Here is a 25,895-nt window from a genome sequence, read left to right on the forward strand (position 1 = left end):
ACTAACCCATGCAGCAAATAATTAATTTCTTTATAAAAAACAGTACTAAGTTACTGTTTTTGCTGCTTTTAGTTATATCATTTGCCCTAGTACTCCGAACTCATACGTTTCACAAGAGTTCCTTTATTAGTTCGGCAAATGGTGTGACAGGTTACGTCTATGAAAATGTAAATAATTTAAAGGAATACATGCGTCTTAAGACTGAAAATGACGCCTTAGTTCTGGAAAATGCCCTACTGAAAAAACAGGCTTTTAATAGTGCTGTTGTCACAGATTCTATCCCTATTGAATTACCTCTTCTTACAACTCAAGAAGATACATACAACGTTATTGTAGCCAAGGTGATTAAAAATGAATTTAACACCAAGGAAAACTATTTAACGATTAAAGGTGGAGAACGAGAAGGTATTACAAAAGATTTAGGAGTAATTAATAGCAACGGAATTGTAGGGATCATTCAAAAAACATCCACAAAGTATTCTACCGTACAGAGTATCTTAAACGCAAAATCTAAAATCAATGCCAAAATTAAGGGTTCAAATCACTTTGGAACCTTACAATGGGATGGTAAAAGCACAGGGTATGTTCAATTGAATGACATTCCTCGCTTAGCAGAACTCTTCCAAGGAGATACCATTGTCACAGGAGGTATTTCAGATATTTTTCCTGAAAATATCCCCATTGGTACCATTGAAAAAGCGTATACTACAGAAAGCTCGAATTACTTTACCATTGAAGTCAAACTTTTTAATGACATGACAAACTTAGGGTATGTATATGTGATTAAAAATAACGACATTAAAGAAATTATTGAACTAGAAGAAGCTACACGCAATGAATAGTGCTATTTCCAATATTACGCGTTTTGTTATCTTGCTTATTGCACAGGTATTAGTATTTAATAACTTGGATTTATTTTCTTTTATAAATCCATTTCCCTATATACTTTTTATTGTACTCTATCCCACTGATGGCAACAAAGCACTCTTTTATGTTTCTAGTTTTCTTTTAGGATTAACCATAGACATGTTTGAGAACTCAGGAGGTGTACATGCTGCAGCTTCTTTAATCCTTGCTTTTAGTAGGCCCTTAGTCCTGAAATTTTCATTTGGTATTAGTTACCAATACCACAACCTCAATATCTTTAAGAAAGTAACGAAAGATTTATTTTCTTCTATGGAAGTATTGGGTTATTTAATTATTACTGTTGTGATTCATCACGTTGTACTATTTGCACTTGAATTCCTGCGTTTTAACTTTATATTGGAAATTTTATTGCGAACTTTACTGACCACAGTAGCAACATTAATTAGCTGTATATTAATCCTCTATCTGATCAAACCATCTAAACGATGAGAAAGTTATTACTTCCTATTATCATAGTTGCAGTAACTATAACCATTCTTATTCGACTGTTCTATTTACAAGTCGTAGATGATACCTATATCAAAAAATCAGAGAATAACGCCTTAAAAATCGTTTATGAGTATCCTGAGCGCGGGTATATATTCGATCGAAATAAAAAATTATTGGTCGCGAATCAACCTTCGTATGACATCATGGTTATACCGAGAGAGGTAAAAGATATCGACACCTTAGCTTTGTGTAAATTACTCGATGTAACCCTCGATGATTTCAAAACCAAACTACAAAAAGCAACGGTTTATAGCCCACGCCTTCCCTCTGTCTTTTTAGCTCAGTTGAGCAAGGCGGAATATGCAGCTTTTCAAGAAAAAATTCGCCATTTCAATGGTTTTTATGTACAAAAACGTTCTCTGCGTGACTACCAAGTCAATGCTGGGGCCAATGTCTTTGGTTACATTCGCCAGGTTAATGAAGATAACATCAAGCGAAATCCTTATTATAGATCTGGAGACTTAATCGGTATTCAAGGGGTTGAACAGCAATATGAAGATATTCTTCGCGGTACTAAAGGGGTGAAATACATCCAACGCGACCGTTTCAACCGCGAGATTGGTTCTTTTAAAGACGGGGTTTATGATACCATTTCCATCAAAGGAAGCGATATCACCTTGACCATTGACTATGAGCTACAGGCATATGGCGAACTTTTAATGCAAAACAAACGAGGTGGGATTGTAGCGATTGAACCTAAAACAGGTGAAATTCTCGCTCTAATTAATGCCCCTTCGTATGATCCTTCCCTATTGGTCGGAAGAGAACGTTCTAAAAATTACACCAAATTATACAATGACTCTTTAGCGAAACCTTTATACAATCGTGTGTTATCAGGAGAATATTCTCCAGGTTCACCTTTTAAAATCTTAACGGGTTTAATAGGTTTACAAGAAGGAGTCATCACGGAACACTCTGCTTTTTCATGCAACCGAGGATTCTATTATGGACGAGGAGCTTGGATGGGATGTCACGACTCTGGAACATGGAGTTTAAGACATGCGATTGCCTTATCTTGTAATACCTACTTTGCACAGACCTATAAAAAGATTATTGAGAAATATAAATCGCCTGCAGAAGGAATTGATCGTTGGAGCAAGCACTTAGAAAGCTTTGGTTTAGGGCAATTTTTAGGTTATGATTTACCAGAAGGTCGAAAAGGCCATATTCCCAATTCCGAATATTACAATCGCTGGTACCCTAATAAAGGATGGAAAAGTACCACGACCATCTCCAATGCAATTGGACAAGGTGAGGTCATCATGACTCCTATGCAATTAGCAAATATGGCAGCGGCTGTAGCTAATCGCGGGTATTACTATACGCCTCATATCATCAAAAACATTGAAGATCACAATATTGATAAGAAATTTGTTACCAAACAAGTAACAACCATTGATCCGAAACACTTTGAACCAATCATCCAAGGGATGAATCAAGTTTTCCATATTGGTACTGGACGTAGTGTTGCGGTTCCACAGCTAGAGATGGCAGGAAAAACAGGAACTGTAGAAAACTTTACACGTATCAATGGAAAGCGCTATCAATTAGCAGATCACTCTGTATTCGTTGCCTTTGCACCAGTAGACGATCCTAAGATTGTCATTGCCGTTTTTATTGAAAACGGGGTATGGGGTGCACGATGGGCTGCTCCTATTACGAGTTTAATGCTACAAAAATATCTACTTCCAGAAATTGTTCGTCCTGATTTAGAAAAACGAATGCTAGAAGGAAGCTTAGAAAGTGAATACAACAAAGTTTTACAACTATACAACTTAGCGGATAAGCAGAAAAAATAATGAGAAGCGGAAGCGTACAAAAGCATATCGATTGGATAACTATTATGTTATATCTCTTACTAGTTGTTGCGGGATGGGTAAATATCTACTCTACCTCACTTCCTAGTGAAGAAGCTAGTATTTTTGATTTTAGCCAAATCTATGGTAGGCAATTGGTCTTTATTTTGACGTGTATTCCCTTAATTATCCTCATTCTTGCTCTAGACACCAAGTTCTATGAGAAGTATGCCCTAATCTTTTACATTATCGGTATTCTCTCCATTCTGGGTCTATTTGTGTTTGGTAAATCGGTCAAAGGGCAAACCAACTGGTATCAGATTGGCGGATTGGGGGTTCAACCCTCCGAGTTTGTAAAAACGACCACAGCCTTATTATTGGCCAAGTACTTTTCGGACAACCAAGGTACTTTAAAGACGCTTAAAGAACAGGTAACCGTTTTTATGATCATTGGTATACCAACCTTATTAATCTTAAAACACGATACAGGAAGTGCTATGTTATTCGCTGCTTTAATCTTTGTATTATTCCGCGAAGGATTACCTTCTTGGTATTTATGGTCGGCTTTTATTACAATAGCACTCTTTGTTGCAGCATTGATAGTAAAACCTTCCTTAATCATCACATCCATTGTATTATTAACACTACTACACTACTATTTTAACAAAAACATCAATAGAAACCCCTTTATTTATCTTATTTTAGCCACCGTAATGTGCGGCTTTGTTCTATCTGTTGATTACGTGTACGACAATGTACTTGAACCCCATCAAAAAGATAGGATAAACGTTTTACTCGGTGAAAATGTAGATCTTCAAGCCGAAGGATACAACCTCAATCAATCGAAAATTGCAATTGGTTCAGGTGGTTGGTATGGCACTGGTTTTTTACAAGGTACCCAAACTAAGGGGGGCTTTGTACCTGAACAGCATACCGATTATATATTTACTACGGTTGGAGAAGAATGGGGATTCGTTGGTTCTACCACGATTATCGTCTTATTTCTTTGCTTATTTTTCCGCTTAATCTACCTAGCAGAAAAGCAAAAAAAGCGATTTAATAGAGTCTACGGTTATTGCGTCGTGAGTTTTTTATTCATTCACTTCGCCTTTAATATTACCATGTTAGTAGGATTATTCCCTACTATTGGGGTTCCACTTCCCTTTTTCTCCTACGGAGGATCGAGTTTAATTGCATTTACATTACTCCTATTCATCTTTTTAAAACTGGATGCTAACAGGATCAATGAATGGTAAAATTCGAACAACAATAGAATCAAAATAGAGAAAAAGAAAAATGAAAAAAACGTTTTTAATTGCTGGTATGATGCTTGTTTGCACAACCGCTATGCAAGCACAAGAAGTACAAAAAGAAGAATCTACAACAATTTTACCTGAAGTTCCGGTTGTAGAGATTGTAGAAAGCGTCGTAGAAGAGGCTCCAGCCATGAATACGCAAGAATTAAAGGCATTTGAGCAAGAACAAAAGCAAATCGAGCGCGAGCGCAAAGCAGAGCTTAAAAAGCAAAAAGAAATTGCTAAAACGCAAAAGAAAATTCAAAAAGCAACAGAGAAGTTAAACAAGACTAAAGCGAAATACAACAAAGAAAACGACACGTTTAACCGCGATATGGCTTTAGGTAAAATAGCCCCTGTTCAAGAATTAAAAATCAAAACTAAATTACATAAATACCAAACACAAATTGCTAATTTAGAATTTGATATTAAAGCAGAAGAATACAAATACGAAACGCTAACAAAATAAGAAAAAGCGAAACTTAGGTTTCGCTTTTTTTGTTTACGGTTGACAGTTTGCAGAAAACAAAAAAAACCGATAACGAAAGTTATCGGTTTTTTTCTGGTGTGGTGCCTCCAGGAATCGAACCAGGGACACAAGGATTTTCAGTCCTTTGCTCTACCAACTGAGCTAAGGCACCAGTTGCTTATTCTTCGTTTAAAATTTGTGGTGCCTCCAGGAATCGAACCAGGGACACAAGGATTTTCAGTCCTTTGCTCTACCAACTGAGCTAAGGCACCAGTTTTAAACTAAATTACTAAAAGCTAATTTTGTGGTGCCTCCAGGAATCGAACCAGGGACACAAGGATTTTCAGTCCTTTGCTCTACCAACTGAGCTAAGGCACCAGTTGCTTATTCTTCGTTTAAAATTTGTGGTGCCTCCAGGAATCGAACCAGGGACACAAGGATTTTCAGTCCTTTGCTCTACCAACTGAGCTAAGGCACCAGTTTTAAACTAAATTACTAAAAGCTAATTTTGTGGTGCCTCCAGGAATCGAACCAGGGACACAAGGATTTTCAGTCCTTTGCTCTACCAACTGAGCTAAGGCACCAATTGGCTTTTAGTAGTGAACTTTTGTTCTCTTAAGCGGTTGCAAATATATAATACTTTTTTATTCTTCCAAAACTTCTCTGGCAATTTTTCTTTATTTATCTTTGTTAAACTAAGCAATAGCATCATGATCTATACCCTTGATATCGGCAATACCAGAACCAAACTCGCTATGTTTGAAAACAATAGCCTTTTGAAAACCGAATATCTTTCAACGAAAAATTTACAAGAAGAACTTTTATTTTTTTTAAAAAAAAATAAAACAAAGCCTAAAATTATAGTTGCGAGCGTAGTTCATTTGGATCCAGACCTACTAAATTGGCTTCAAACGCATACTGATTTTATAGAAATCAGTCATACCACACCACTTCCTGTAGCTAATAAATACCAAACCCCTCATACGTTGGGTATCGATCGTTTAGTGGTTGCTGCGGGATCTACACTTGTTTATCCCGACACTGCCCGTTTAATCATCGATGCAGGAACTTGCATTACGTACGACATTGTCAATGCCCAAAACGAATATTTAGGCGGTGCTATTTCTCCTGGTTTACAATTGCGTTACAAAGCATTGAACGATTACACAGCCAAACTCCCTTATTTGCAAACAGAAGACATTAATTATTTTATTGGAAAAAATACAAATGAATCCATTCAATCGGGGGTTATCAACGGAATTGTTGCAGAAATAGACAATATTATCGACCATTATAAAAAAGATTATTCTGATTTAACAATAATTTTAACGGGTGGGGATACAGTTTTTTTGGCTAAAAGATTAAAAAATATAATATTTGCTAATCCAAACTTTCTTTCTGAAAGTCTGAACTATATATATCAATACATAATTGAAAATGATAAAAAGAATCATTCTTAGCTTTAGCCTTATTTTATCCGCTCAAGCTTTCGCTCAGCAAGGAACCGCATCTCCTTATTCATACTACGGAATTGGAGACTTAGGTTACAATGGTACAAATGAATATAAAGCTATGGGAGGTACTAGTGTCTATTCAGATAGTTTGCACCTAAACTTATTGAACCCTGCCGCTATTAGCAAATTACAGGCTACAACATTCACTGTTGGATCTACCTCGAAGTTCTATAATTTCAAATCAGATAACAGCAATGACAATATAAAACGTCAAACGATTGATTATTTCGTTGTAGGATTACCTATTTCTAAAAAGTCAGGGGTTATTTTTGGACTTCAGCCTTATTCTTCTGTTGGTTACAAAATCGAAAGAGAACAAATGAATGAGTTGAATCAGAAAGAATTCAATCAACTGGAAGGAAGTGGAGGGATTAACCGAGTATTCTTAGGTACAGGTTATGAAATCAACAAAAACTTTCAAGTAGGTATTCAAGCGAGTTATTTCTTTGGTAACACAGATAATACCAATACCATAGCGTTGTTAGATGCAGGAGATGGATTTGGTTTAATAACTAGTACCAATGAAAAAAGACGTATTGACTACAAAGGATATGAGATTCGCGCAGCTCTTCAATATGAAGGAAAATACAAAGGATATGATTGGAAAGCCAATCTTACATACAGCCCTGAAACTAAATTAACAGCTGATAATGTAACCAACTTGAGAATTATCAACACAAATGGTGCTATTGTAGATTCCAAAGAAATTTTTAATGGAAGTACAAAATTAACTAAGCCACAAGAATTAGCGATTGGAGCAGGTATTGGTAAAAACTTAAAGTGGTTTGTTTCTGGGCAATTCACCTATATTGAAAACAGCAAATTAGCATCAAGCTGGAGTACGGCTCAATATGCAGGTTATGAGGATACCAAACGCTATGCTGTTGGAGGTTTTTACATTCCTAAATACAATTCTTTCACAAGCTATTTTGATCGCGTAGTATATCGCGCTGGATTCCGTTATGAGAACACTGGTTTAGTATTGAAAAATGAATCTATCAACGACTATGCCTTTTCACTTGGTGCAGGATTCCCTCTATTTGGGCGTTCTTTGTCTAATGTGAATATCGGATTGGAGTATGGAAATAAAGGAACAAAAAACAGTGGATTAGTTAAAGAAAACTACTTTAACCTTTCTATCGGTTTATCCTTAAACGATTTCTGGTTCTTAAAACGTAAATTTGATTAATACAACTCATCCATGTTGTTAACTAAAAAAACACTTTTAATTTCTTTACTACTCGGTAGCATCAGCTTTGTTTCTTGCGAGAGTAAGTTTAGAGATATTCAAAAAATACACGATAAAGCCCCATTTTACCCTGCAGGAATAGCAGAAAAAATGCGCGGTCAATATGTTGATTCGGGAAGAGTCAAAGCGATTTTAGTTAGCGAAAAAATGCTTGATTACTCCACAGTAAAATACAAGTTTACCGAATTTCCCGAAGGAATTAACCTGACGTTTTTCGATAACAATAACAATAAAAACACCGTTGTAGCAGATTATGCCATTCAATACACCGCAACGGAGCTTATTGATTTAAGAGGCAATGTAGTAATTACAACACATGACAATAAGAAATTTGAATCTGATCAGTTGTACTACAACCAAAAATTGGATTGGTTTTACACCAATGGCAAATACAAAGCTTCCACAGACAAAGAAAACTTCACCCAAGGTGTAGGAGTTGACTTCGATGGAAAGCTAAACATAATTAAAGCTAGAAATAGCTACGCAGAAAGTATTAAAAAAGAAGAAAACTAAACCCTATGAAAGCACTACGAATTATACCTTTTCTATATTTATTTGTTGCCATTCTATTCATTTATGATGCGGCAACTAAAATCATGGCAGGTGAACCCTTCTCCAACTATTGGACAAGCTTTCTTGTAGCAGGTCTAGCCGTTTTCATGTTCTTCTTCAGAAGAAAATACAGCAAAAGAATGGTTGATCATTACAATAAAAAATAAGCATCAAAAACAGATGTAAAACCGTAGAGCGATAAACAAGCTTTACGGTTTTTTTTATCCTACAAATTCAATCTTCCTCTAGTTCTTTTTCCATTTCTTGTTTTTTTATTTTTACGCTATTTGTTGTTTTTCCCACCATTTTTCCTATCTTGAATCTCGCTTTAAATAAAAAATTCTGTTTTTTAACATTAAAAAACAGCAAGAAACACATTCTTTCTTCAAAATAATAGGTTTACCCCTTTTATTATTAAAGAGATAATTGTATTTTCGCTCTCTGAAAAAAATTACACATAATAAAAAAACATGGCAGTTTTATCAAAAATTAGACAAAAGTCGGCGCTGTTAATTGCAGTAATTGGTATTGCTTTATTAGCATTCGTTATTGGAGACGTCGTTAGAAGCGGAGGTGCTGGTTCTTCAAGAAATATTGGAAGCGTAAATGGTGAAGATATCAATACGCAGATTTTTCAACAGAAAGTTTCCCAAGCAGAGCAAGGGAATCAAATGAGTAGAAATCAAGCCTACCAAATGGTTTGGAATACCGAAGTGAATAATATACTGCTAAAAACGGAATTCGAAAAACTAGGATTACAAATCGGAAAGGATCAATTAATCAACGTAGTGAAAACCAACCCTATGTTTGCTAATAGTCCTGAATTCCAAAATCAATTAGGTCAATTCGACATGGCTAAGTTCAACGCTTGGGTTATGGCAATGAAACAAGCTGGACCAGAACAATGGCAAGCTTGGTTAAGCTATGAAGTTGAATTGGAAAAATTTGGTTTACAACAAATGTACAATGCCTTGGTAAAAGGAGGAGTATACACCACTCAAACGGAAGCTAAATATGCTTACCACGGAGAAAATAGCAAAGTAACTTTTGACTATGTAACTGTTCCATATAGCACAATCAATGATGATCAAGCGAAAGTAAGTGATTCAGAAATTACAGGTTATATGAAAAAACACGAGAATAGATTCCAATCTGAACCTACACGTGAGTTAACTTATGCTTATGTTGAAAGCACTCCTTCTGAAAAAGACAAAGAAGATGTAAAAGAAACAGTTGAAGCTTTCTTAAAGCCAACAGTTCAATACAACGCTGAAACAAAAAAGAACGATACAATCGCAGGTTTTAAAGCAACCAAAGACTTAGTTGCTTTTATCAATGCAAATTCAGATGTAAAATTTGATAGCGTTTATTATGCTAAAAAAGATTTACCATTAGAATTCCAAGAACAATTATATAACTTACCTACAGGAGAAGTATTTGGTCCTTATATTTTCAATGATCATTACTGTATTTCTCGTATGGTAGGTAAAAAAGCTGGAGCAAAAGTAAATGCTGCTCATATCTTAATTTCCTATGCTGGTGCACCACAAAGTGCTGCTACTAGAACGAAAGAAGAAGCAAAAGCAAAAGCAGATGAAATCTTGAAAAAAGCTACTGCAGCGAACTTTGCTGAATTAGCTCAAGCTGAATCAGAAGATCCAGGATCAAAAGCAAATGGCGGTAAATACGAAGATATTGCTAAAGGACAAATGGTTAAACCTTTCGAAGATTTTATCTTCAACAACGCTACAGGTAAAATTGGAGTAGTTGAAACAGACTATGGATTCCACGTAATTCAAGTATTAGGAAAATCTGAAGGGGTACAAATTGCTACTTTAGCTAGAAAAATTGAAGCTTCAGAAGCAACAGCTGATGAAGTATTTGCAAAAGCAACAAATATTGAATCTGCTGCAGCTACAGGAAACTTAGTAGCAGAAGCTGAAAAAGTAAATGCAGTTGTTCAACAAAACGTAACAGTACGTCCATTTGACGAGTACTTACAAGCAGTTGGAGCAAGAAGTGAAATCGTTTCTTGGGCATTTAACAAAGAAACAAAAGATGGAGATGTAAAACGTTTTGACATTCCTGATGGTTATATTATCGCTACTTTAGCTTCAACAAACAACACTGGTTTATTGCCTATCGAAGAAGCTAGAAAGATTGTTGAGCCAATTTTAATGAATGAGAAAAAAGCGCAAGTAATTAAACAAAAAATGACGGCTGCTACAATAGAAGAAGTTTCTAAACAAACAAATGCTTCTATCGCAACTGTATCAGAAGTATCAAGACAAAACCCATTAATTCCAAATATTGGTAATGAACCTTTAGTAGTAGGTACAGCTTTTGGAACAGCTTTAAATCAAAACTCAAAATTGATTGATGGAGCAAATGGAGTTTATATGGTAAAAACAACAAACGTTGCTTTAGCACCAGATTTAGACAACTACAACAACTACAAAACAAGAACTGAAAATGCAGTTCGTATGAGCGCTTCATCTAAAGTGTTACAAGCACTGAAAGAACAAGCTAAAATTAAAGACAACAGAATTGGAATGATCCAATAATCATATCAAAAGCCATCTACGATTAGATGGCTTTTTTTATTCCTTTTCGTTTAAGTAAGAAAAATACCTTATTTTTGCTCAGAATTCTTATTTAATACGATACATATGAAAGCATACGTTTTCCCTGGTCAAGGTGCTCAGTTCACTGGAATGGGTAAAGATTTATATGAAAGTTCAGCTATTGCAAAAGAACTATTCGACAAAGCAAACGACATTCTTGGGTTCAATATCACAGACATTATGTTTGAAGGAACTGCAGAACAATTAAAAGAAACGAAAGTTACACAACCTGCAGTATTTTTACATTCTGTTATCTTAGCAAAAACAATTGAGAACTTTAAACCAGAGATGGTTGCCGGACATTCATTAGGTGAATTTTCAGCTTTAGTTGCCAATGGTACCTTAGCTTTTGAAGATGCTTTAAAATTAGTATATCAAAGAGCGATGGCCATGCAAAAAGCATGTGAAATCACACCTTCAACAATGGCCGCTGTATTAGGTTTAGAAGATGCTATTGTAGAACAAGTATGCCAGGAAATTGACGGTGTTGTGGTTGCAGCAAACTACAACTGCCCGGGTCAATTGGTTATTTCTGGAGAAACAACTGCAGTAGAAAAAGCATGTGAAAAACTAAAAGAAGCTGGCGCTAAAAGAGCATTATTACTTCCTGTAGGTGGAGGATTCCACTCGCCTATGATGGAACCAGCTAGAACAGAATTAGCTGCTGCTATTGAAGCAACAACTTTCAACCAACCTTCTTGCCCTGTATATCAAAATGTACCGGCTCATGCAGTAAGCGACCCTGAAGTAATCAAAAACAATCTTATTGTACAATTAACAGCTCCTGTAAAATGGACACAATCCGTACAACAAATGATTGCAGATGGAGCAACTTCATTTACAGAAGTAGGTCCAGGAAAAGTTTTAACGGGCTTAATCAAAAAAATTGATAAAGACGCGGAGACTTTCAACATCTAAAATTCAATTAACCATAGTTATAAAATCCTTGATTCCAAAAGTGTCAAGGATTTTCTATTTAATCAAAAATCGTGGAAAAATTATCACTTCAAGAGTGGGTATTAATCTTTACACTCGCTAGCTTAACCGCTTTAGGTCCGCTAGCCATTGACATGTATTTACCTGCTTTCCCAAAAATAGCTGCTGATTTACAAACAGACGTAAGCTATGTTCAAGTATCCTTATCAACTTTCTTAGGAGGCTTAGCAGTAGGACAATTGTTTTGGGGTCCTATATCAGACAAATATGGAGCTAAAAAGCCCATTATGTTATCCTTGAGTATTTTCCTCCCCACTTCTTTTGCTTGTTTGTATGTATCTGATATCAAAATAATGTGGGCGTATCGCTTTTTACAAGCTTTCGGAAGTAGCGGTGGGCTTGTCATTGCGCGTTCTATTGTCAATAAACGATTCGATAAAGACAAAACGCTCAAGATATTTAGCATTTTAGCCCTTGTAGGTGGGGTGGCTCCTATTGTTGCTCCTATTTTAGGAAATGCTGTACTCAAACACTTTGATTGGCCTCATATTTTTACAGCCATGGGAGTATTTGCCCTTTTCAGTATTGCCATGACGTTTACCTTTTTAAAAGAAGATTTTTCGAATCGCTTACCCTCATTAGAGGTAAAATCCATCATTCAAAACTACTTGAGGCTTTTTGAAAACAAAATATTCATTACCTATACGCTCATCGGCAGTATTGCCTTCAGTTGTTTAATGCTCTATATTTCCAATTCTCCTGTACTTGTTATGGAAGTTGGGGGATTGAGCAGCACAGCCTTTAGCCTTGTTTTTATGTTGAATTCTTGCGGGTTAATGGTCGGATCATTCCTTACCTCCTCTTTTTTGAGAAAACGCTTAGAACCGAAACAAATTATTACCCTAGGTACCAGCATACAACTAATTTCGGCTTTGGTCCTGTTTGGATTCATTGTAACAAATGTCTCCATCTATTTCCAATTGGTACCGCTTTTCTTTTTTGTCTTGCCTTTGGGGATGCTATTCCCAACTTCAACCACTTTGGCTCTATCGCCATTTAAAGCAGAATCAGGTATTGCTTCTGCCCTATTCGGGGCCTCTCAATTAGCATTTACCTTTTTAACGTCTGTACTTTTAAATACATTAAACAATGGTTCCATGTATGTTGTAGCACTTTCTTTAGCGGCTTGCGCCCTATGTTCCTTGCTCATCAATACTTTGACCCAAAAAACATAAATAAAAAAGCCTTGATTTCTCAAGGCTTTTTTTATCGGGTTCAAGGACTATCCTAAAAATGCTTTAATCTCGTCCGTGATAAATTTAATTTGATCCGCTTCTAATTCAGAGTGCATAGGTAAAGATAACACCTCTTTCACCAATTGATTTGTCACAGGGAAATCTTCTTCCTTATAACGAGGATCTAGATAAGCCTTTTGGTTGTGCAACGGAATTGGGTAATAAATTGCGCAAGGAATTCCTTTCCCTTGTAAATGTGTCATCAATGCATTTCTATCTGCATTCACAATACGCAACGTATATTGATGGAATACATGACTATCGTCATCCCCTTCAACTTTTGGTGTAATTACATTCGGATGATTTGCTAAAGCTGCAGAATATTGAGCAGCTGCTTCTCTTCTTGCTTTATTATATTGATCCAAACGCGGTAATTTTGCATTTAATACTGCTGCTTGTAAACTATCTAAACGAGAGTTAACTCCAACAACATCGTGGTGGTAACGCTCATACATTCCGTGATTAACAATTCCACGGATGATATGTGCTAATGCATCATCATTCGTAAAAATAGCTCCACCATCCCCATAACAACCTAAGTTTTTAGAAGGGAAGAAAGATGTTGCTCCTACATGAGCAATTCCTCCTGTTTTTACTTTTTTACCATCTGAAAAAGCATAACTTGCTCCAATTCCTTGTGCATTATCCTCGATAACATATAAATTGTGCTCTGCAGCAATTTTCATGATCTCCTCCATATTAGCCACGTTCCCGAATAAATGTACAGGTACAATCGCTTTGGTTTTAGGAGTAATTGCTTTTTTAATCGCTTCTACATCAATATTCATGCTAGTTGGACAAACATCCACTAAAACAGGAGTTAGCTGTAATAAGGCAATAACCTCAACTGTTGCAGCAAAAGTAAAATCAGCTGTGATTACCTCATCACCAGGTTGTAACCCTAGTCCCATCATAGCAATCTGTAATGCATCAGTTCCATTCGCACATGGAATTACGTGCTTTACCCCTAAATACTTTTCTAAATTAGCTTGAAAAGTATGTACTTGAGGTCCGTTGATAAATGCAGAAGATTCTAAAACTTCTTGAAAAGATTGATTTACTTCTTCTTTAATTCCTTTATATTGACTTTTTAAGTCAACCATTTGAATTTGTTTCATCACATTGGATTTAGTAGTATCTCTAAGTCTTCGGCTCCTCCTTATTTTAGAGCCAAACAACTTGACTGTCGATATGTTTTACAGCTACAAAAATACTAATTTCTTTACTTCAAAAATCTTTTCTTTACTAAAAGAAACGTAATTTCGCTAGATAAACTATTCCCTATGCTATTTCTTTATAATCTACTTATCCATATTGCCACTGCAGTTTTGCATCTAATTGCCTTATTCAATAAAAAGATTGCCTTATTTGTTCAAGGACGCAAAGCCTCTTTTACCATTTTAAAGCAAAAGATTCAACCTACTGATCGCGTCTTTTGGGTTCATGTAGCCTCTTTGGGAGAATATGAGCAAGGTTTACCCATCATGGAAACACTAAAACAACAATTTCCTACACATAAAATTGTTTTGACCTTCTTTTCTCCTTCAGGATATGAAGTAAAAAAGAACAACACTATCGCTGATGCTACGTTGTATTTACCCATGGATACACAAAGTAAGGCCAAAGCTTTTCTAAAACTCGTACATCCAGAAAAAGTTTTTTTTGTCAAATATGAATACTGGCCAAACTACCTCAACCAGCTAAAAAAGCAACACATTGAAACCTACTTGGTTTCTGGTATTTTCAGACCCAATCAGGTATTTTTTAAATGGTATGGTGGCTTTTACAGAAAGGCCTTGCATACATTCACTTATTTCTTTGTGCAAAATGAAGAATCGCGTGCACTTCTTGCCTCTATCCATCTAAACAATAGTAAAGTAGTTGGCGATACCCGTTTTGACCGCGTGAGCCAGATTTTAGAGAACGACAATACCTTATCTTTTTTAGAAGAACTAACACAGGGAAAAACCAAAAAAACAATTGTGGTCGGTAGTTCATGGCCCCAAGATGAAAAGATTATCGTCGATTATATCAATCAAATACAGGATGACACCCTCAAATTTGTCATCGCTCCACACAATATCAAACCAGAGCAAATTAATCAACTCTACCAATCCATTGAAAAACCTAAGCAACTCCATTCCAACTATGTTGCTGGCACAACTGACTTATCTGAAACGCAGGTCTATATTATTGACGCCTATAGCTTATTAACCAAAGCCTATAGCTACGCGACAATTGCTTATGTTGGTGGTGGTTTTGGTGCAGGTATTCACAACATCTTAGAAGCTGCTACTTTTGGGGTTCCTATTTTAATAGGCCCCAATTACAAGAAATTCCAAGAAGCCAAAGACTTGATTCGATTGGGTAGTTGTATAGTTATTAACAATGAGACTGACTTTATTAACAATTTAACCGAGTTATTAACAAACAATACCTTGCGTTGTGAATTAAATCACATCAGTTCTACTTTTATTCTTAGCAACAAAGACGCTACAAACAAAATATACAATCACATTTTCAATTAGTTACAATAAAAATCAGCTTTTTTATGCTTTAAAAAGTTATCAACATTTCTCTTTAAAACAATTGACAACCCTTGTTGATAACTTTAAAAAAGTGAAGCAGGCTCTTGCCTGTAAAACGAAAAAAAGGTAAGTAAACACTTTTGTTTACTTACCTTTTATAATATGAATTAATAATTACACTATAGGTAACTTATAGAAAGTTAGAGGTATATAAAAATTATATGAATACCGAACGAGCAATATAAGGCAAATTATTGATTGCCACAATACCTTTAATACTATTTGTTAAATTAAACTCGCACCTTAAGATTATTTGTTTTTTTAAATACCTCAATCCTTATCAGGGTTCCTACATCATTTACTTATCTTATAAAGCCTTGGGAAAACTATTTTTTTTTAACATCCCTAGCTCTGCTTTCTTTTTTTATTTTCACATCTGAATGAGCACTTTTATTTTGCTGTATTTTCTTCTATAAACATGAGGGTTTATTGCTACTGATCATCACTTTGACTCGAATATTAAAGGAAAAACAACGATTCTAAATCAATGTTCTATTTTTCGCACTACTCTTTCCTAAAAACCGAATAAAACGTCATATCCTCATTTAACACGGTGTTTATTTTTCTCAAAATACACTTAAAATAGTGGATGGATATGCAAATCGTAGCTCCTATTACCTGAATAGTTGTATCTTGCCCAAAATAAAAAATAACGAACACTTTTATGAACTTAAGACTTAAAAACGCATTTAAACTGCTCGTTGCACTTCTTATTGTTCCTGTTTATGCACAACAAGGAGGTATGTGGATTCCTTCTTTGCTAGAGGGGATGAATGAAAAGGAAATGACGACCTTAGGAATGAAAATGTCCATTCAGGATATTTACGATGTAAATAATTCAAGCATGAAAGATGCTGTTCCACACTTTAATGGTGGATGTACATCAGAGGTTATTTCTCCTCAAGGATTACTATTGACGAACCACCACTGTGGATATGGTCAAATCCAGGCACACTCTTCGGTAGAACACGATTATTTAGCAGATGGTTTCTGGGCTAAATCACAAGCAGAAGAATTGCCAAACGACAATTTGGAAGTAACTTTCATTGTGCGTATTGAAGACGTAACAAGTGCAGTCATGCATGGAATAAAAGCGAAAGATACTGAAACCCAAAAACAAGAAAAAATCAACGCGAACATTTCGCGTACTGTTGCTACCTTCCCTAAAAAGGATTGGCAAGAAAACAAGATTAAATCTTTCTATGAAGGAAATCAGTACATTTTATTTGTTACAGAAACCTTTAAAGATGTGCGTTTAGTTGGAGCTCCGCCTTCATCAATCGGTAAATTCGGATCGGATACGGATAACTGGGTATGGCCACGTCATACAGGAGATTTCTCTTTGTTCCGTATTTACGCAGATAAAAACAACCGTCCAGCGGCCTATTCAAAAGACAACGTGCCATATACACCGAAACACTTCTTCCCTATTTCATTAGATGGAGTAGCACAAGATGATTTCACTATGGTATTTGGATACCCAGGTCAAACACAAGAATATTTACCTTCTTATGCTATTGAGCAAATCATCAATGATTTGAATCCTGCTAAAATTGGAGTACGAGATGTTGCTTTGAAAATTACGGATGAATACATGCGTAATGACCAAGCGATTAAAATTCAATATGCTTCTAAATATGCAGGTACTGCCAATTACTGGAAAAAGTGGATTGGAGAAAGTCAAGGATTGAAAAAGAGTAATGCTGTAGCAGCGAAAAAAGCATTCGAACAAGATTTTATTGTACGAGCGAAGAAGAGTAAAAATGCAAAAGAGTATACCGCAATTTTACCACAATTCGAAAAATTATATCAAAAGATAGCTCCTTATTCCTTAAGTAGAGATTACTTCATGGAAGTAGCCTTGCGCAATGGAGAGCTATTAGCAGCAGCTTGGCGTGTATATGGTGTTGAAAGCGCATTAAACAATGAGGCTCAATTCCAAAGTAGAAAAGCGAACTTATTGCGTTCACAAGAGCGTTTCTACAAAAATTACAACAAAAATGTGGATCAAGATGTATTCAAAGCTATTGTAACCTTATATAAGGAGAAAGCACCAAAAGCTTATTTAGCTCCTGAATTACAACAAGCAGATGTAGCTGCTTTGACTAATGACATTTACACCAACAGTAAATTGACTACCTATGAAGGGTTAAAAGAATTATTAAGTGGAGATGCAAAACAAGTAAAAGCTGCTTTATTAGCGGATCAAGGTTATGTTTTTGCTAAAAGCTTAATTGAAAACTACCAAACGGCTATCTTACCACAATATGAAGCTTTAGATTTAGAGATTAAAGCCCTACAACGCACTTATATGAAAGCGCAATTAGAGCTTTATCCTGATGCTAGAATTTTCCCTGATGCAAACAGTACGTTACGTGTTACTTATGGTAAAGTAGATGGATATGCACCAAAAGATGCTATTTATTACGAACCTGTAACTCATTTAGATGGAATCATGGAAAAATATATTCCTGGAGATTATGAGTTTGATGTACCAGCAAAATTAGTTGAACTCTATCAAGCTAAAGATTACGGAGCTTATGCAGAAGATGGTAAACTACCTATAAACTTCATCGCAACCAACCACACAACAGGAGGAAACTCAGGAAGTCCGGCTATTGATGCGCACGGAAACTTAATTGGGTTAAACTTTGACCGCGTTTGGGAAGGAACGATGAGTGACATTTACTATGATCCAGCGATCTGTAGAAACATTATGGTAGATGCACGCTATATTTTATTCATTATCGACAAGTTTGCAGACGCAAAACACCTGATAAATGAGATGAAATTGGTAAATCCTAAAAAAGACAAAAAATAACATACTGATTTACAGTGTTTTATAAATTATTTTTTTATAGAAAAATATTTTACAAAAACAAATTGTTGAATGAAATATTTTCTATATTTGTATCGAATTAATAATTAACTTTTATAACTTTAGTAAAATGAAAAAAATCGCATTAAGCATTGCTTTAGTAGCTATGATGGGTGTATCTTTTGTTTCTTGTAAAGATACTGCAAAAGAACCTGCAACAGAAGAAGTAACAACAGAAGAAGTAGCTGCTCCAGTTGAGACAGTTGTAACTGAAGAAGTTGTAACTGAAGAGGCTCCAGCTACTGAAGAAGCTCCAGCTACAGAAGAAGCTCCAGCTACAGAAGAAGTTGCTAAATAATTTTAGCTAGCAATAAAAAAAAGCTCTCACTAGGTGAGGGCTTTTCTTTTTTATATCCGTTTCGCTTTTTAATTTAAAGCGATTAATTCTTCCATCAATTTTCTATCATTCGATAAACGAGGTACCTTGTGTTGTCCACCTAATTTATCACTTCCTTTTAGCCAATCATAAAACAATCCTCGACGCGCTTGATGCAAGACCAAAGGATTTAATGTCATATTATTATAACGTTTGGCTTCATAATCAGAATTCACTTCCTGAATACACTGATCTAATACTTCAGCAAACTTGTTTAAATCTTGTGGTGCTTTCGTAAATTCAATCATCCATTCATGTGCTCCTTTTTCTTTACCTACCATAAAAATAGGTGCTACAGTGTATTCGGCAATTTCTACTTGAAACAATGAACACGCCTTTGCTAAGGCACGATCTGTATTCTCTACCATTAATTCCTCTCCAAATACATTGATATGATGCTTTGTTCTTCCTGTAATCTTAATTCGATACGGCAATAAACTAGTAAAACGAACGGTATCCCCAATCAGATAGCGCACCAATCCGGCATTCGTTGTAATCAACATGGCATAATTCTTCCCTAATTCCACATCGCGTAAAGAAATAATTTTCTGGACACTTGTACCAAACGTATCCATCGGAATAAATTCATAGAAAATACCATAATCTAACATCAACAACAATTCATTGCATCCATTTTGATCTTGAATCGCAAAAAACCCTTCTGATGCGTTGTATATTTCATAGTATTTAAAATCACTACTTGGCAGCAATTTCTGGTATTGCTCTTTATAAGGTTCAAAACTCACCCCACCATGAAAATATACTTCTGCATTTGGCCATAACTCTAATAAGCTCCCTTTGCCCGTTTCTTGCATAATCTTATTGAAAAGTACCAACATCCAAGAAGGTACCCCCATAAAACTGGTTACATTTTCATTTTGTACTTCTTTGATAATGGCATTCATCTTGGTTTCCCATTCTGCCATTAGTGATGTTTTATTGGAAGGAGTACTACTAAACTCGGCCCAAAAAGGCATATTATCTATCAAGATTGCTGAAAGATCTCCAAAAATGGTATTGTTGTCTTCGTACAACTGTTTACTTCCGCCTAAACGAAGTCCTTTACCTGTAAATAGCTGTGAATTTTCATTGTTGTTGAGATACAAACAAAGCAAATCTTTGGCTGCTTTATAATGACAATTTTCTAATGCTTCATTACTAACGGGAATGAATTTACTTTTTGCATTGGTCGTACCACTTGATTTAGCAAACCATCGAATCGGTTCAGACCAAAAGATGTTATTCTCCCCTCTCCTCGCTCTTTCTATATAAGGTTCGAATTCTTCATACGTATAAAGAGGCACACGTTCTGCAAACGTTTCATAATTTTTAATACTAGCATAATCATATTGCTTTCCTAGTAAAGTTTTTTCATTGGCTTTAATCAAACCTAAAAAAACATCATTTTGTACCTCATTGGGGTATTTTCGAAATAAATCTATTTGATGAATTCTCTTCTTAAGAATCCATGAAGCAATAGAATTAACAATTGTCAGCGCCATATATACATTATTAATAAAGTAAACTCCTTTTTCTTGTAAAAAGAGAATCTAAACAATAAAATTTGTTTTTGTACTTTTACTCCTTACCCAAAAATAACACTTTTATTTATGCTATACGAAGGAGTTTTAAACAAAATGCAAACGGAATGGAGTAGCCCTATTGAATACTATTTAGTCTTTCAAAACAACTTCATCAATTTAAATCAAGTATTAAATCGTCAACTGAAGATTTCATTTATCGATTACCAGTGTTTAAATTGTGGGCAACACAAAAAGATCTTCCGTCAAGGGTTTTGTTATGACTGTTTTTATGCAAGTCCAGCAGTTGGTGATTGGATTATGCGTCCCGAATTAAGTACGGCTCATTTAGGCATTGCGGATCGCGATTTGGACTATGAAAGCAAAGTTCAATTACAACCTCATATTGTCTATTTGGCTGCATCTAGTGATGTGAAAGTGGGTGTTACAAGAAAAACTCAAATTCCCACGCGTTGGATTGACCAAGGAGCCTCTAGCGCTGTTCCCATTGTTGAAGTACCCAACCGCTATTTTGCTGGTATAACTGAAGTTGCTTTAAAAGGACTTTTTACGGACAAAACCAATTGGCGAAAAATGTTGCAAAATGATATTATTACAACAGATTTACTAGCTATTAGAAATACATTAGCGGATAAACTCCCAGCAGAAGTACAGCCGTTCTTTGACACAACAACGGCGGATGTATATGAATTAAATTATCCTGTACTGGAATTTCCTACAAAAATCAAAAGCTTAAACTTAGATAAAACACCAACCTATCAAGGTGTTTTAAAAGGAATCAAAGGGCAGTATTTACTATTTGAAGATGGTACTGTTTTTAATATTCGAACATATGAAGGATATGTTGTTCAACTTGATATTGAATAAAAAAAAGAGGTTATTCTTAGTCTAGGATAGCCTTTTTTATTCTAATCAAGCATTTAATCGATTTTCTATTGTTTTAATTCTTTGAAGTAAATCGTTCCATTCTAAACTATGCCCTAGTATCATATTTTCTTGCATCAATTCATAATCCAATTTCCAATTCGATAACACCTCATCAGGTGGTATAATACTCAGTTTTCCTTTTTTGTGATTCAAATAGTCTATACCCCTTATAGGATTCATTACTTTACGATGCGCTACGATTAATTCAAATAATTCATTATTTGCTAAGGCTTCTTCTCCATAGCTAGACTGCATGATTTTATCCAAATCATAAAGATGCCTACTTAATCTTTCAACTCTTATTACGTCAATCGGTTTTAAAAACTCCTCATGTAGCAATAAAACTTTTTCTAAAAAAGTCCGTGTTGGAACAACAACACGTACATTAAAAGGAAGTATTGAAAAAATCTGTTTAGTATAATACTGATCAATAAAAGAAGAAATTAATTTTGATTCAACAGGTTCTGTCAGGGATCTAGCTCCTATTTCTAAGATTACGCGTTTTTGGATATAACTAACAATCTCTGGAATTTCAGATACGTAATACACTTCTAACACCATAGGATCACTCATATCATTTACCTCAGCTTGGTATCTTATTTCATATGAATGCGAAGAAATCCCTAGCAACTCTAATTGACGAATCAATTCTTCTCTAAACTCATGTATAATGAAATACCCTGAGGCTTTTCTTAATTGTTTTATTTTGGTCTTTGAATTAACAACATCAAAGCCTAATAAACTTTTATCCAGAATTAAATCAATATCTTCCGAAAAACGCTCAATCAAATGATATGCTTTACTCAATGAAGTTCCTCCTTTAAAAAAAATAAAATCCGAATATTTTGACTGAAAAATAGCTTTTAATAAAATAGTAACCCACCAATCCTTTTCTATGGCAAAAATAGGTAAACCATAAAAATTTCCTGTTTGTTCTAATACCTTCTTCTTTTGTTCTTTTTTTAGGTCAATCCACATATGCATTGGAATAATAAAGTCTATTAATTTCTTTTTGAATCCATACTGGAGCATATCTCAATTGACTTTCTATCATCTTTCTATCAACTTTTAGTATAGCAGGTGTAATTTGCTTCAAAAATAAAAGAGTTACTTCTTCTTGTCCTTTTGCTTTAAAAGCTTGAACAATAAGATAAAGCAATTGATCTTTTATTTCGAAAGTTTTAGGTACTGTACGTTTAAAAAGAAGTATACGATTCCCAATTTTAATTTCTCTTGGAGAACCATCAGTTAAGTAAACTGCTTTCAGCGGAATTTGCGTAGTTAATCCTAACAAATATTGAGCCATAATTCCCGTAGGAGCAATTCTAATTTTATCGCGTTTTGCTACTTCTTTTGCAATTTCTTCAATACTTGGATAAATAGTTCCTAGTACTGTATCACGCTTGGGTTTTACATAAATTCCTGCAGCAAGTCTCTCAATACATTGTTTTTTCTCCAAACGAAAAAGCACCTGACGAATATTGTCAGATGTACCGTATTTCACAAAATCATCCGCAAAAAAAATAGTGCGTTTCGATGATTTAATAATTTTATTTTCTATTTGATTATGAATTGAGTAAGACATAAAAACACCTTTTAATTTGTAACAAAAATAAGACAAATTTGTGACAAAATACTCTTTAATTTACAATTGTAAAAAGCCTTATTTCAACTTGATATTGAATAAAAAAAGGAAGCTGTACAGCTTCCTTTTTTTTGTTATTCACTTTTCTTTTTGCCGAAAAGATCTTTCAATCCCTTTCCTATTTTCTCCACCGTTTCTTCGGCTTCTTTTTTCTTGTTCTCACTTTCAGGAGTGGATTCTCCATTGGCATTTTCTTTGCCTTTATTTCCACCAGTCAAGAGATCTTTCAATGCATCTTTTCCTTTGTCAAGGTATTTGTTTGCCTGATCTTCTGCTATTTGTTTGGTAAGATTCGTCACAACTTCATTCATATTCGTCCCTACCTTTGGTGCACTAAAATCACCCGTCAATCCTACTTTTACAGGAATTGCATCATATTTAGCACTTTCTTGTGGACTTAATTTTGCCAATAAATTCGCTACATCAGAACCTAGCATTTTAGCAGGTACTTTAAAATCTAACGTATAATTCATTTGTTGATCAAATCCATGTTCTCCAGAAACTTGAACATTCATGTCTTTCACTTTGAAATCAAAAGGAGAAACTTGTACTTTACCATCTTTGAACTTCAGGTGAATGCGCTTATTGTTCAAATCGAGTTTACTTAAATCCACAAATTTAACTGCTGAATCTAAAGAAGATAGTAACTTTGAATTTGCTACATTCACCTGTGAATTTAAAATATCTCCGGTAAGATCACCAGAAAGCGTATTCATAATTGGTGAAAAATCACTGCTTGCAAGTTGACCATCTAATTTGATATTGGCATTAATATTTCCTGCAATAATTCCCGCTATAGGTGCAATTTTTTTCAAGAACTCAAATTGGGTAAATGTCTCTTTAATATCTAGTGTTTTCAGTCCTAAATCCATAGCAAACTTAGGTTGTGTACCTTTGGTTGATACATCCCCAGCAAATAACAATTTCCCTCCGAAAATATCCGTTGTCATATTTTCCAAGCGTGCTGTCTCGTCTTTTACGATAAGACGACCTTTTACATTTTTCAACGTTAGATTATCATAGACCACGGTTTTTGCATCTGCATTTAACGTACAATCTAAGAAAGCAGGTATTTTTAGGGATTCTGCTGCTTTGCCCGCAGGTGCTTTCTCCTCTTTTGTTTGCTCTGTTGCTTTAGGTGTATCCTCTTTTAATAAATCCGCTAGAATAAAATTCGTAGAACGAACATTAAAGTTTCCTTTTAAGGTTTGTTTGTTGAATAAGAATCCATACAAATTATCCAAACGTCCATCTGCAGCGACGTCAGTTTGCCCCGTAACTAAAACAAACTTATTCAAGCTGACATAATTCGGATTAAACGTAATAGCCGCTTCTTTGATATCCAATGGCTTCGCCATGGCGTCCGAAGCAAAATGGAAATTCGTCAAGCTAATATCTCCTGCGTTTTTAATATTTTGATACTGACTCTTCTCTACGGAATTCATATCAAAATTCGTGGTTACATTGGCTTTCAAAATTCCCGTTAACGGAACATCCATCTGTACTGGATATGCTTTTGTGACATTGGCTAAATTAATTACTCCATTCAACTTAGCATCTACGATAGGATTCTCTGTAATATTTTTAATATTGGCACTTGCATGGAAGACATCTTGATCAATTTTAAACGACAGCTTATTCAAATCAACATAAGTATCTTTCATTAGCCCCGTTTTATTTATAACCTGCATATCAAGAACAATTTGCTCCACTGCTTTAGGCAAATCAGGATATTTGAAAGACGCTTTATTTGCTGCCATTTCAATCGCTAGTGTAGGGATAGTCGTTTCCGTTAAATTTCCTTTCACTTGCCCTTTTACTTTAAATTCACCTGTTGTTGTTACCCCTTTCAATCCTCCGGCATAGGCTTCAGGTATTAAACCTAAAAAGTTTTTAAAATCTGAATCTGGTGTAGCAAATGACAAATCAAAAGCCTGTCCTTCTTCTAACAATTGAACTTTTCCATCAAATTGCAAAGGCAATTGATTAATCAATGCTTTATTCTCTTTGAAGGTATAAATCTGTTGATCCATATCCATACCAATCATCGCATCCAAAGATAGCTGTACTTGGTTCAAAAATGAAGTTCCATCCATCACAAAAGAAACCTTTGCTTTTGATTTCGTATCTAAATCTAAAATATTAGCCGTTAAATTTCCTTTTCCCTCATGATTAAACTCATCAATAATAAACTGCATTTTTGAGCTTAAATCAGTATAGGTAATTTTGGTATTTTCAATTTGATAATGTTGCAAGGCCAGAGAAAATGGTTTATCCTCTTTATCTTCCTCCTCATCTTTATCTTCCTCATCTTTCAGGGCAATGTCATAGTTGGCAATACCTTGTTCATTCACTAAGACATTAATCGCGGCATCTTTAAGTAAGATTTCTTCGATATTCATTGGCTTATCGGCTCCATTGAACAATTCCATGACTGACATTTGCAATCCGATCGTCTGTGCATGTAATAGTGTATCCCCTTGAAAAGGTTCGGTATTGACGATTGTCAACCCGTCAATAGTCACGGTTGCTTTCGGAAAATTCTTCAATAAACTCAAATTTACTTTATCAAAAGACACCGTTGCAGTTAGGTTATCATTGATTGTTTTGAGCACTAAATCTTGAATTTTTCCTTTAAATAAAAATGGAGCAGCGAGTAGTAATAGGAAAATTCCCAATACAATTCCACCAATCCATAATCCAACTTTTTTCTTCATAGTCATTTAATTTTCATACAAAATAACAAAAAAAAGAGTCAACTCAAATGATATGAGTTGACTCTTTCCTTATATTA

At 35.0% G+C, this 25,895-nt stretch carries 21 protein-coding genes and 5 tRNA genes; 16 read left to right on the plus strand and 10 right to left on the minus strand.

The features are described from left to right. The first annotated feature begins 8 nt into the window (after positions 1-8). The 5 genes from mreC to AWV75_RS01015 are packed head-to-tail and all read left to right on the plus strand — an operon-like array spanning position 9 to position 4,976. Entirely contained in the window at positions 9-842 is an 834-nt protein-coding gene (gene mreC, locus AWV75_RS00995) for a rod shape-determining protein MreC (RefSeq protein WP_060872610.1), read from the plus strand. Continuing rightward, positions 835-1,356 carry a hypothetical protein gene (locus tag AWV75_RS01000; RefSeq protein WP_002990009.1) on the plus strand — a complete coding sequence of 174 codons (522 nt, stop codon included), beginning with the start codon at positions 835-837 and terminating at the stop codon, positions 1,354-1,356. Before mreC ends, AWV75_RS01000 begins: the two co-directional genes overlap by 8 nt. Next, positions 1,353-3,215, plus strand: a complete 1,863-nt coding sequence (gene mrdA, locus AWV75_RS01005; protein WP_060872611.1) for a penicillin-binding protein 2 — start codon at positions 1,353-1,355, stop codon at positions 3,213-3,215. Before AWV75_RS01000 ends, mrdA begins: the two co-directional genes overlap by 4 nt. Further along, positions 3,215-4,468: a rod shape-determining protein RodA gene (gene rodA / locus AWV75_RS01010; protein WP_060872612.1), complete on the plus strand. Its 1,254-nt coding sequence runs from the start codon at positions 3,215-3,217 to the stop codon at positions 4,466-4,468. The genes mrdA and rodA overlap by 1 nt, the downstream gene beginning before the upstream one ends. Before the next feature lie 40 nt (positions 4,469-4,508). Further along, positions 4,509-4,976: a hypothetical protein gene (locus AWV75_RS01015; protein ID WP_060872613.1), complete on the plus strand. Its 468-nt coding sequence runs from the start codon at positions 4,509-4,511 to the stop codon at positions 4,974-4,976. Positions 4,977-5,075: 99 nt separating this feature from the next. Here the strand turns inward: AWV75_RS01015 and AWV75_RS01020 are convergent. From AWV75_RS01020 to AWV75_RS01040, 5 genes are all read right to left on the minus strand, one after another. Then, positions 5,076-5,148 (minus strand) — tRNA-Phe (locus AWV75_RS01020). A gap of 27 nt (positions 5,149-5,175) precedes the next feature. Next, positions 5,176-5,248: transfer RNA gene (locus AWV75_RS01025), tRNA-Phe, on the minus strand. Positions 5,249-5,281: 33 nt separating this feature from the next. Continuing rightward, a tRNA-Phe gene (locus AWV75_RS01030) sits at positions 5,282-5,354 on the minus strand. 27 nt (positions 5,355-5,381) lie between these two features. Then, positions 5,382-5,454 (minus strand) — tRNA-Phe (locus tag AWV75_RS01035). Between the two features lie 33 nt (positions 5,455-5,487). Continuing rightward, positions 5,488-5,560: transfer RNA gene (locus tag AWV75_RS01040), tRNA-Phe, on the minus strand. Positions 5,561-5,686: 126 nt separating this feature from the next. Here AWV75_RS01040 and AWV75_RS01045 point away from each other — a divergent pair. The 7 genes from AWV75_RS01045 to AWV75_RS01070 all read left to right on the plus strand — a co-directional run bounded on the left by AWV75_RS01045 (position 5,687) and on the right by AWV75_RS01070 (position 13,086). Further along, positions 5,687-6,436 carry a type III pantothenate kinase gene (locus AWV75_RS01045; RefSeq protein WP_060872614.1) on the plus strand — a complete coding sequence of 250 codons (750 nt, stop codon included), beginning with the start codon at positions 5,687-5,689 and terminating at the stop codon, positions 6,434-6,436. Further along, complete coding sequence (locus AWV75_RS01050; protein ID WP_060872615.1) at positions 6,414-7,679, plus strand: hypothetical protein; 1,266 nt, start codon at positions 6,414-6,416, stop codon at positions 7,677-7,679. Before AWV75_RS01045 ends, AWV75_RS01050 begins: the two co-directional genes overlap by 23 nt. 12 nt (positions 7,680-7,691) lie before the next feature. Next, positions 7,692-8,252, plus strand: coding sequence for an LPS export ABC transporter periplasmic protein LptC (gene lptC, locus AWV75_RS01055; protein WP_060872616.1), 561 nt, complete (start codon positions 7,692-7,694; stop codon positions 8,250-8,252). A 5-nt stretch (positions 8,253-8,257) separates the two neighbouring features. Continuing rightward, positions 8,258-8,458: a hypothetical protein gene (locus tag AWV75_RS18355; RefSeq protein WP_082711009.1), complete on the plus strand. Its 201-nt coding sequence runs from the start codon at positions 8,258-8,260 to the stop codon at positions 8,456-8,458. Between the two features lie 303 nt (positions 8,459-8,761). Further along, positions 8,762-10,855, plus strand: a complete 2,094-nt coding sequence (locus tag AWV75_RS01060) for a peptidylprolyl isomerase (protein ID WP_060872617.1) — start codon at positions 8,762-8,764, stop codon at positions 10,853-10,855. Between the two features lie 105 nt (positions 10,856-10,960). Next, positions 10,961-11,833, plus strand: a complete 873-nt coding sequence (gene fabD, locus AWV75_RS01065; RefSeq protein WP_060872618.1) for an ACP S-malonyltransferase — start codon at positions 10,961-10,963, stop codon at positions 11,831-11,833. A 71-nt stretch (positions 11,834-11,904) separates the two neighbouring features. Continuing rightward, complete coding sequence (locus AWV75_RS01070) at positions 11,905-13,086, plus strand: multidrug effflux MFS transporter (RefSeq protein WP_060872619.1); 1,182 nt, start codon at positions 11,905-11,907, stop codon at positions 13,084-13,086. Positions 13,087-13,133: 47 nt separating this feature from the next. Here AWV75_RS01070 and AWV75_RS01075 read toward each other — a convergent pair whose 3' ends face one another. Next, the gene (locus AWV75_RS01075) at positions 13,134-14,264 is read right to left on the minus strand and encodes a DegT/DnrJ/EryC1/StrS family aminotransferase (RefSeq protein ID WP_060872620.1); all 1,131 of its coding nucleotides are present in this window, start codon (positions 14,262-14,264) and stop codon (positions 13,134-13,136) included. A gap of 165 nt (positions 14,265-14,429) precedes the next feature. Between AWV75_RS01075 and AWV75_RS01080 the strand changes: the two genes are divergently transcribed. The 3 genes from AWV75_RS01080 (at position 14,430) to AWV75_RS01090 (ending at position 18,910) form a co-directional block, all read left to right on the plus strand. After that, complete coding sequence (locus AWV75_RS01080; RefSeq protein WP_060872621.1) at positions 14,430-15,674, plus strand: 3-deoxy-D-manno-octulosonic acid transferase; 1,245 nt, start codon at positions 14,430-14,432, stop codon at positions 15,672-15,674. Positions 15,675-16,398: 724 nt separating this feature from the next. Further along, positions 16,399-18,555 carry a S46 family peptidase gene (locus tag AWV75_RS01085; protein WP_060872622.1) on the plus strand — a complete coding sequence of 719 codons (2,157 nt, stop codon included), beginning with the start codon at positions 16,399-16,401 and terminating at the stop codon, positions 18,553-18,555. 127 nt (positions 18,556-18,682) lie between these two features. Then, entirely contained in the window at positions 18,683-18,910 is a 228-nt protein-coding gene (locus tag AWV75_RS01090; RefSeq protein WP_002989980.1) for a hypothetical protein, read from the plus strand. Positions 18,911-18,978: 68 nt separating this feature from the next. Here the strand turns inward: AWV75_RS01090 and AWV75_RS01095 are convergent, their stop codons facing one another. Further along, entirely contained in the window at positions 18,979-20,490 is a 1,512-nt protein-coding gene (locus AWV75_RS01095; RefSeq protein ID WP_060872623.1) for a GH3 auxin-responsive promoter family protein, read from the minus strand. Between the two features lie 108 nt (positions 20,491-20,598). On the opposite strand from AWV75_RS01095, the gene AWV75_RS01100 reads away from it, so the two are divergent. Then, on the plus strand, positions 20,599-21,396 hold the full coding sequence (locus tag AWV75_RS01100; RefSeq protein ID WP_060872624.1) for a DUF2797 domain-containing protein: 798 nt from the start codon (positions 20,599-20,601) through the stop codon (positions 21,394-21,396). Between the two features lie 45 nt (positions 21,397-21,441). On the opposite strand, the gene AWV75_RS01105 is transcribed toward AWV75_RS01100, so the two are convergent. The 3 genes from AWV75_RS01105 to AWV75_RS01115 form a co-directional block, all read right to left on the minus strand. After that, positions 21,442-22,488: a nucleotidyl transferase AbiEii/AbiGii toxin family protein gene (locus AWV75_RS01105; RefSeq protein ID WP_231737923.1), complete on the minus strand. Its 1,047-nt coding sequence runs from the start codon at positions 22,486-22,488 to the stop codon at positions 21,442-21,444. Beyond that, positions 22,424-23,041, minus strand: coding sequence for a DUF6088 family protein (locus tag AWV75_RS01110; protein WP_060872626.1), 618 nt, complete (start codon positions 23,039-23,041; stop codon positions 22,424-22,426). Before AWV75_RS01110 ends, AWV75_RS01105 begins: the two co-directional genes overlap by 65 nt. Before the next feature lie 134 nt (positions 23,042-23,175). Then, the gene (locus AWV75_RS01115; protein ID WP_060872627.1) at positions 23,176-25,818 is read right to left on the minus strand and encodes an AsmA-like C-terminal region-containing protein; all 2,643 of its coding nucleotides are present in this window, start codon (positions 25,816-25,818) and stop codon (positions 23,176-23,178) included. Positions 25,819-25,895 lie beyond the last annotated feature (77 nt).

Source organism: Myroides odoratus (assembly GCF_001549985.1).
Taxonomy (GTDB): domain Bacteria; phylum Bacteroidota; class Bacteroidia; order Flavobacteriales; family Flavobacteriaceae; genus Flavobacterium; species Flavobacterium odoratum_A.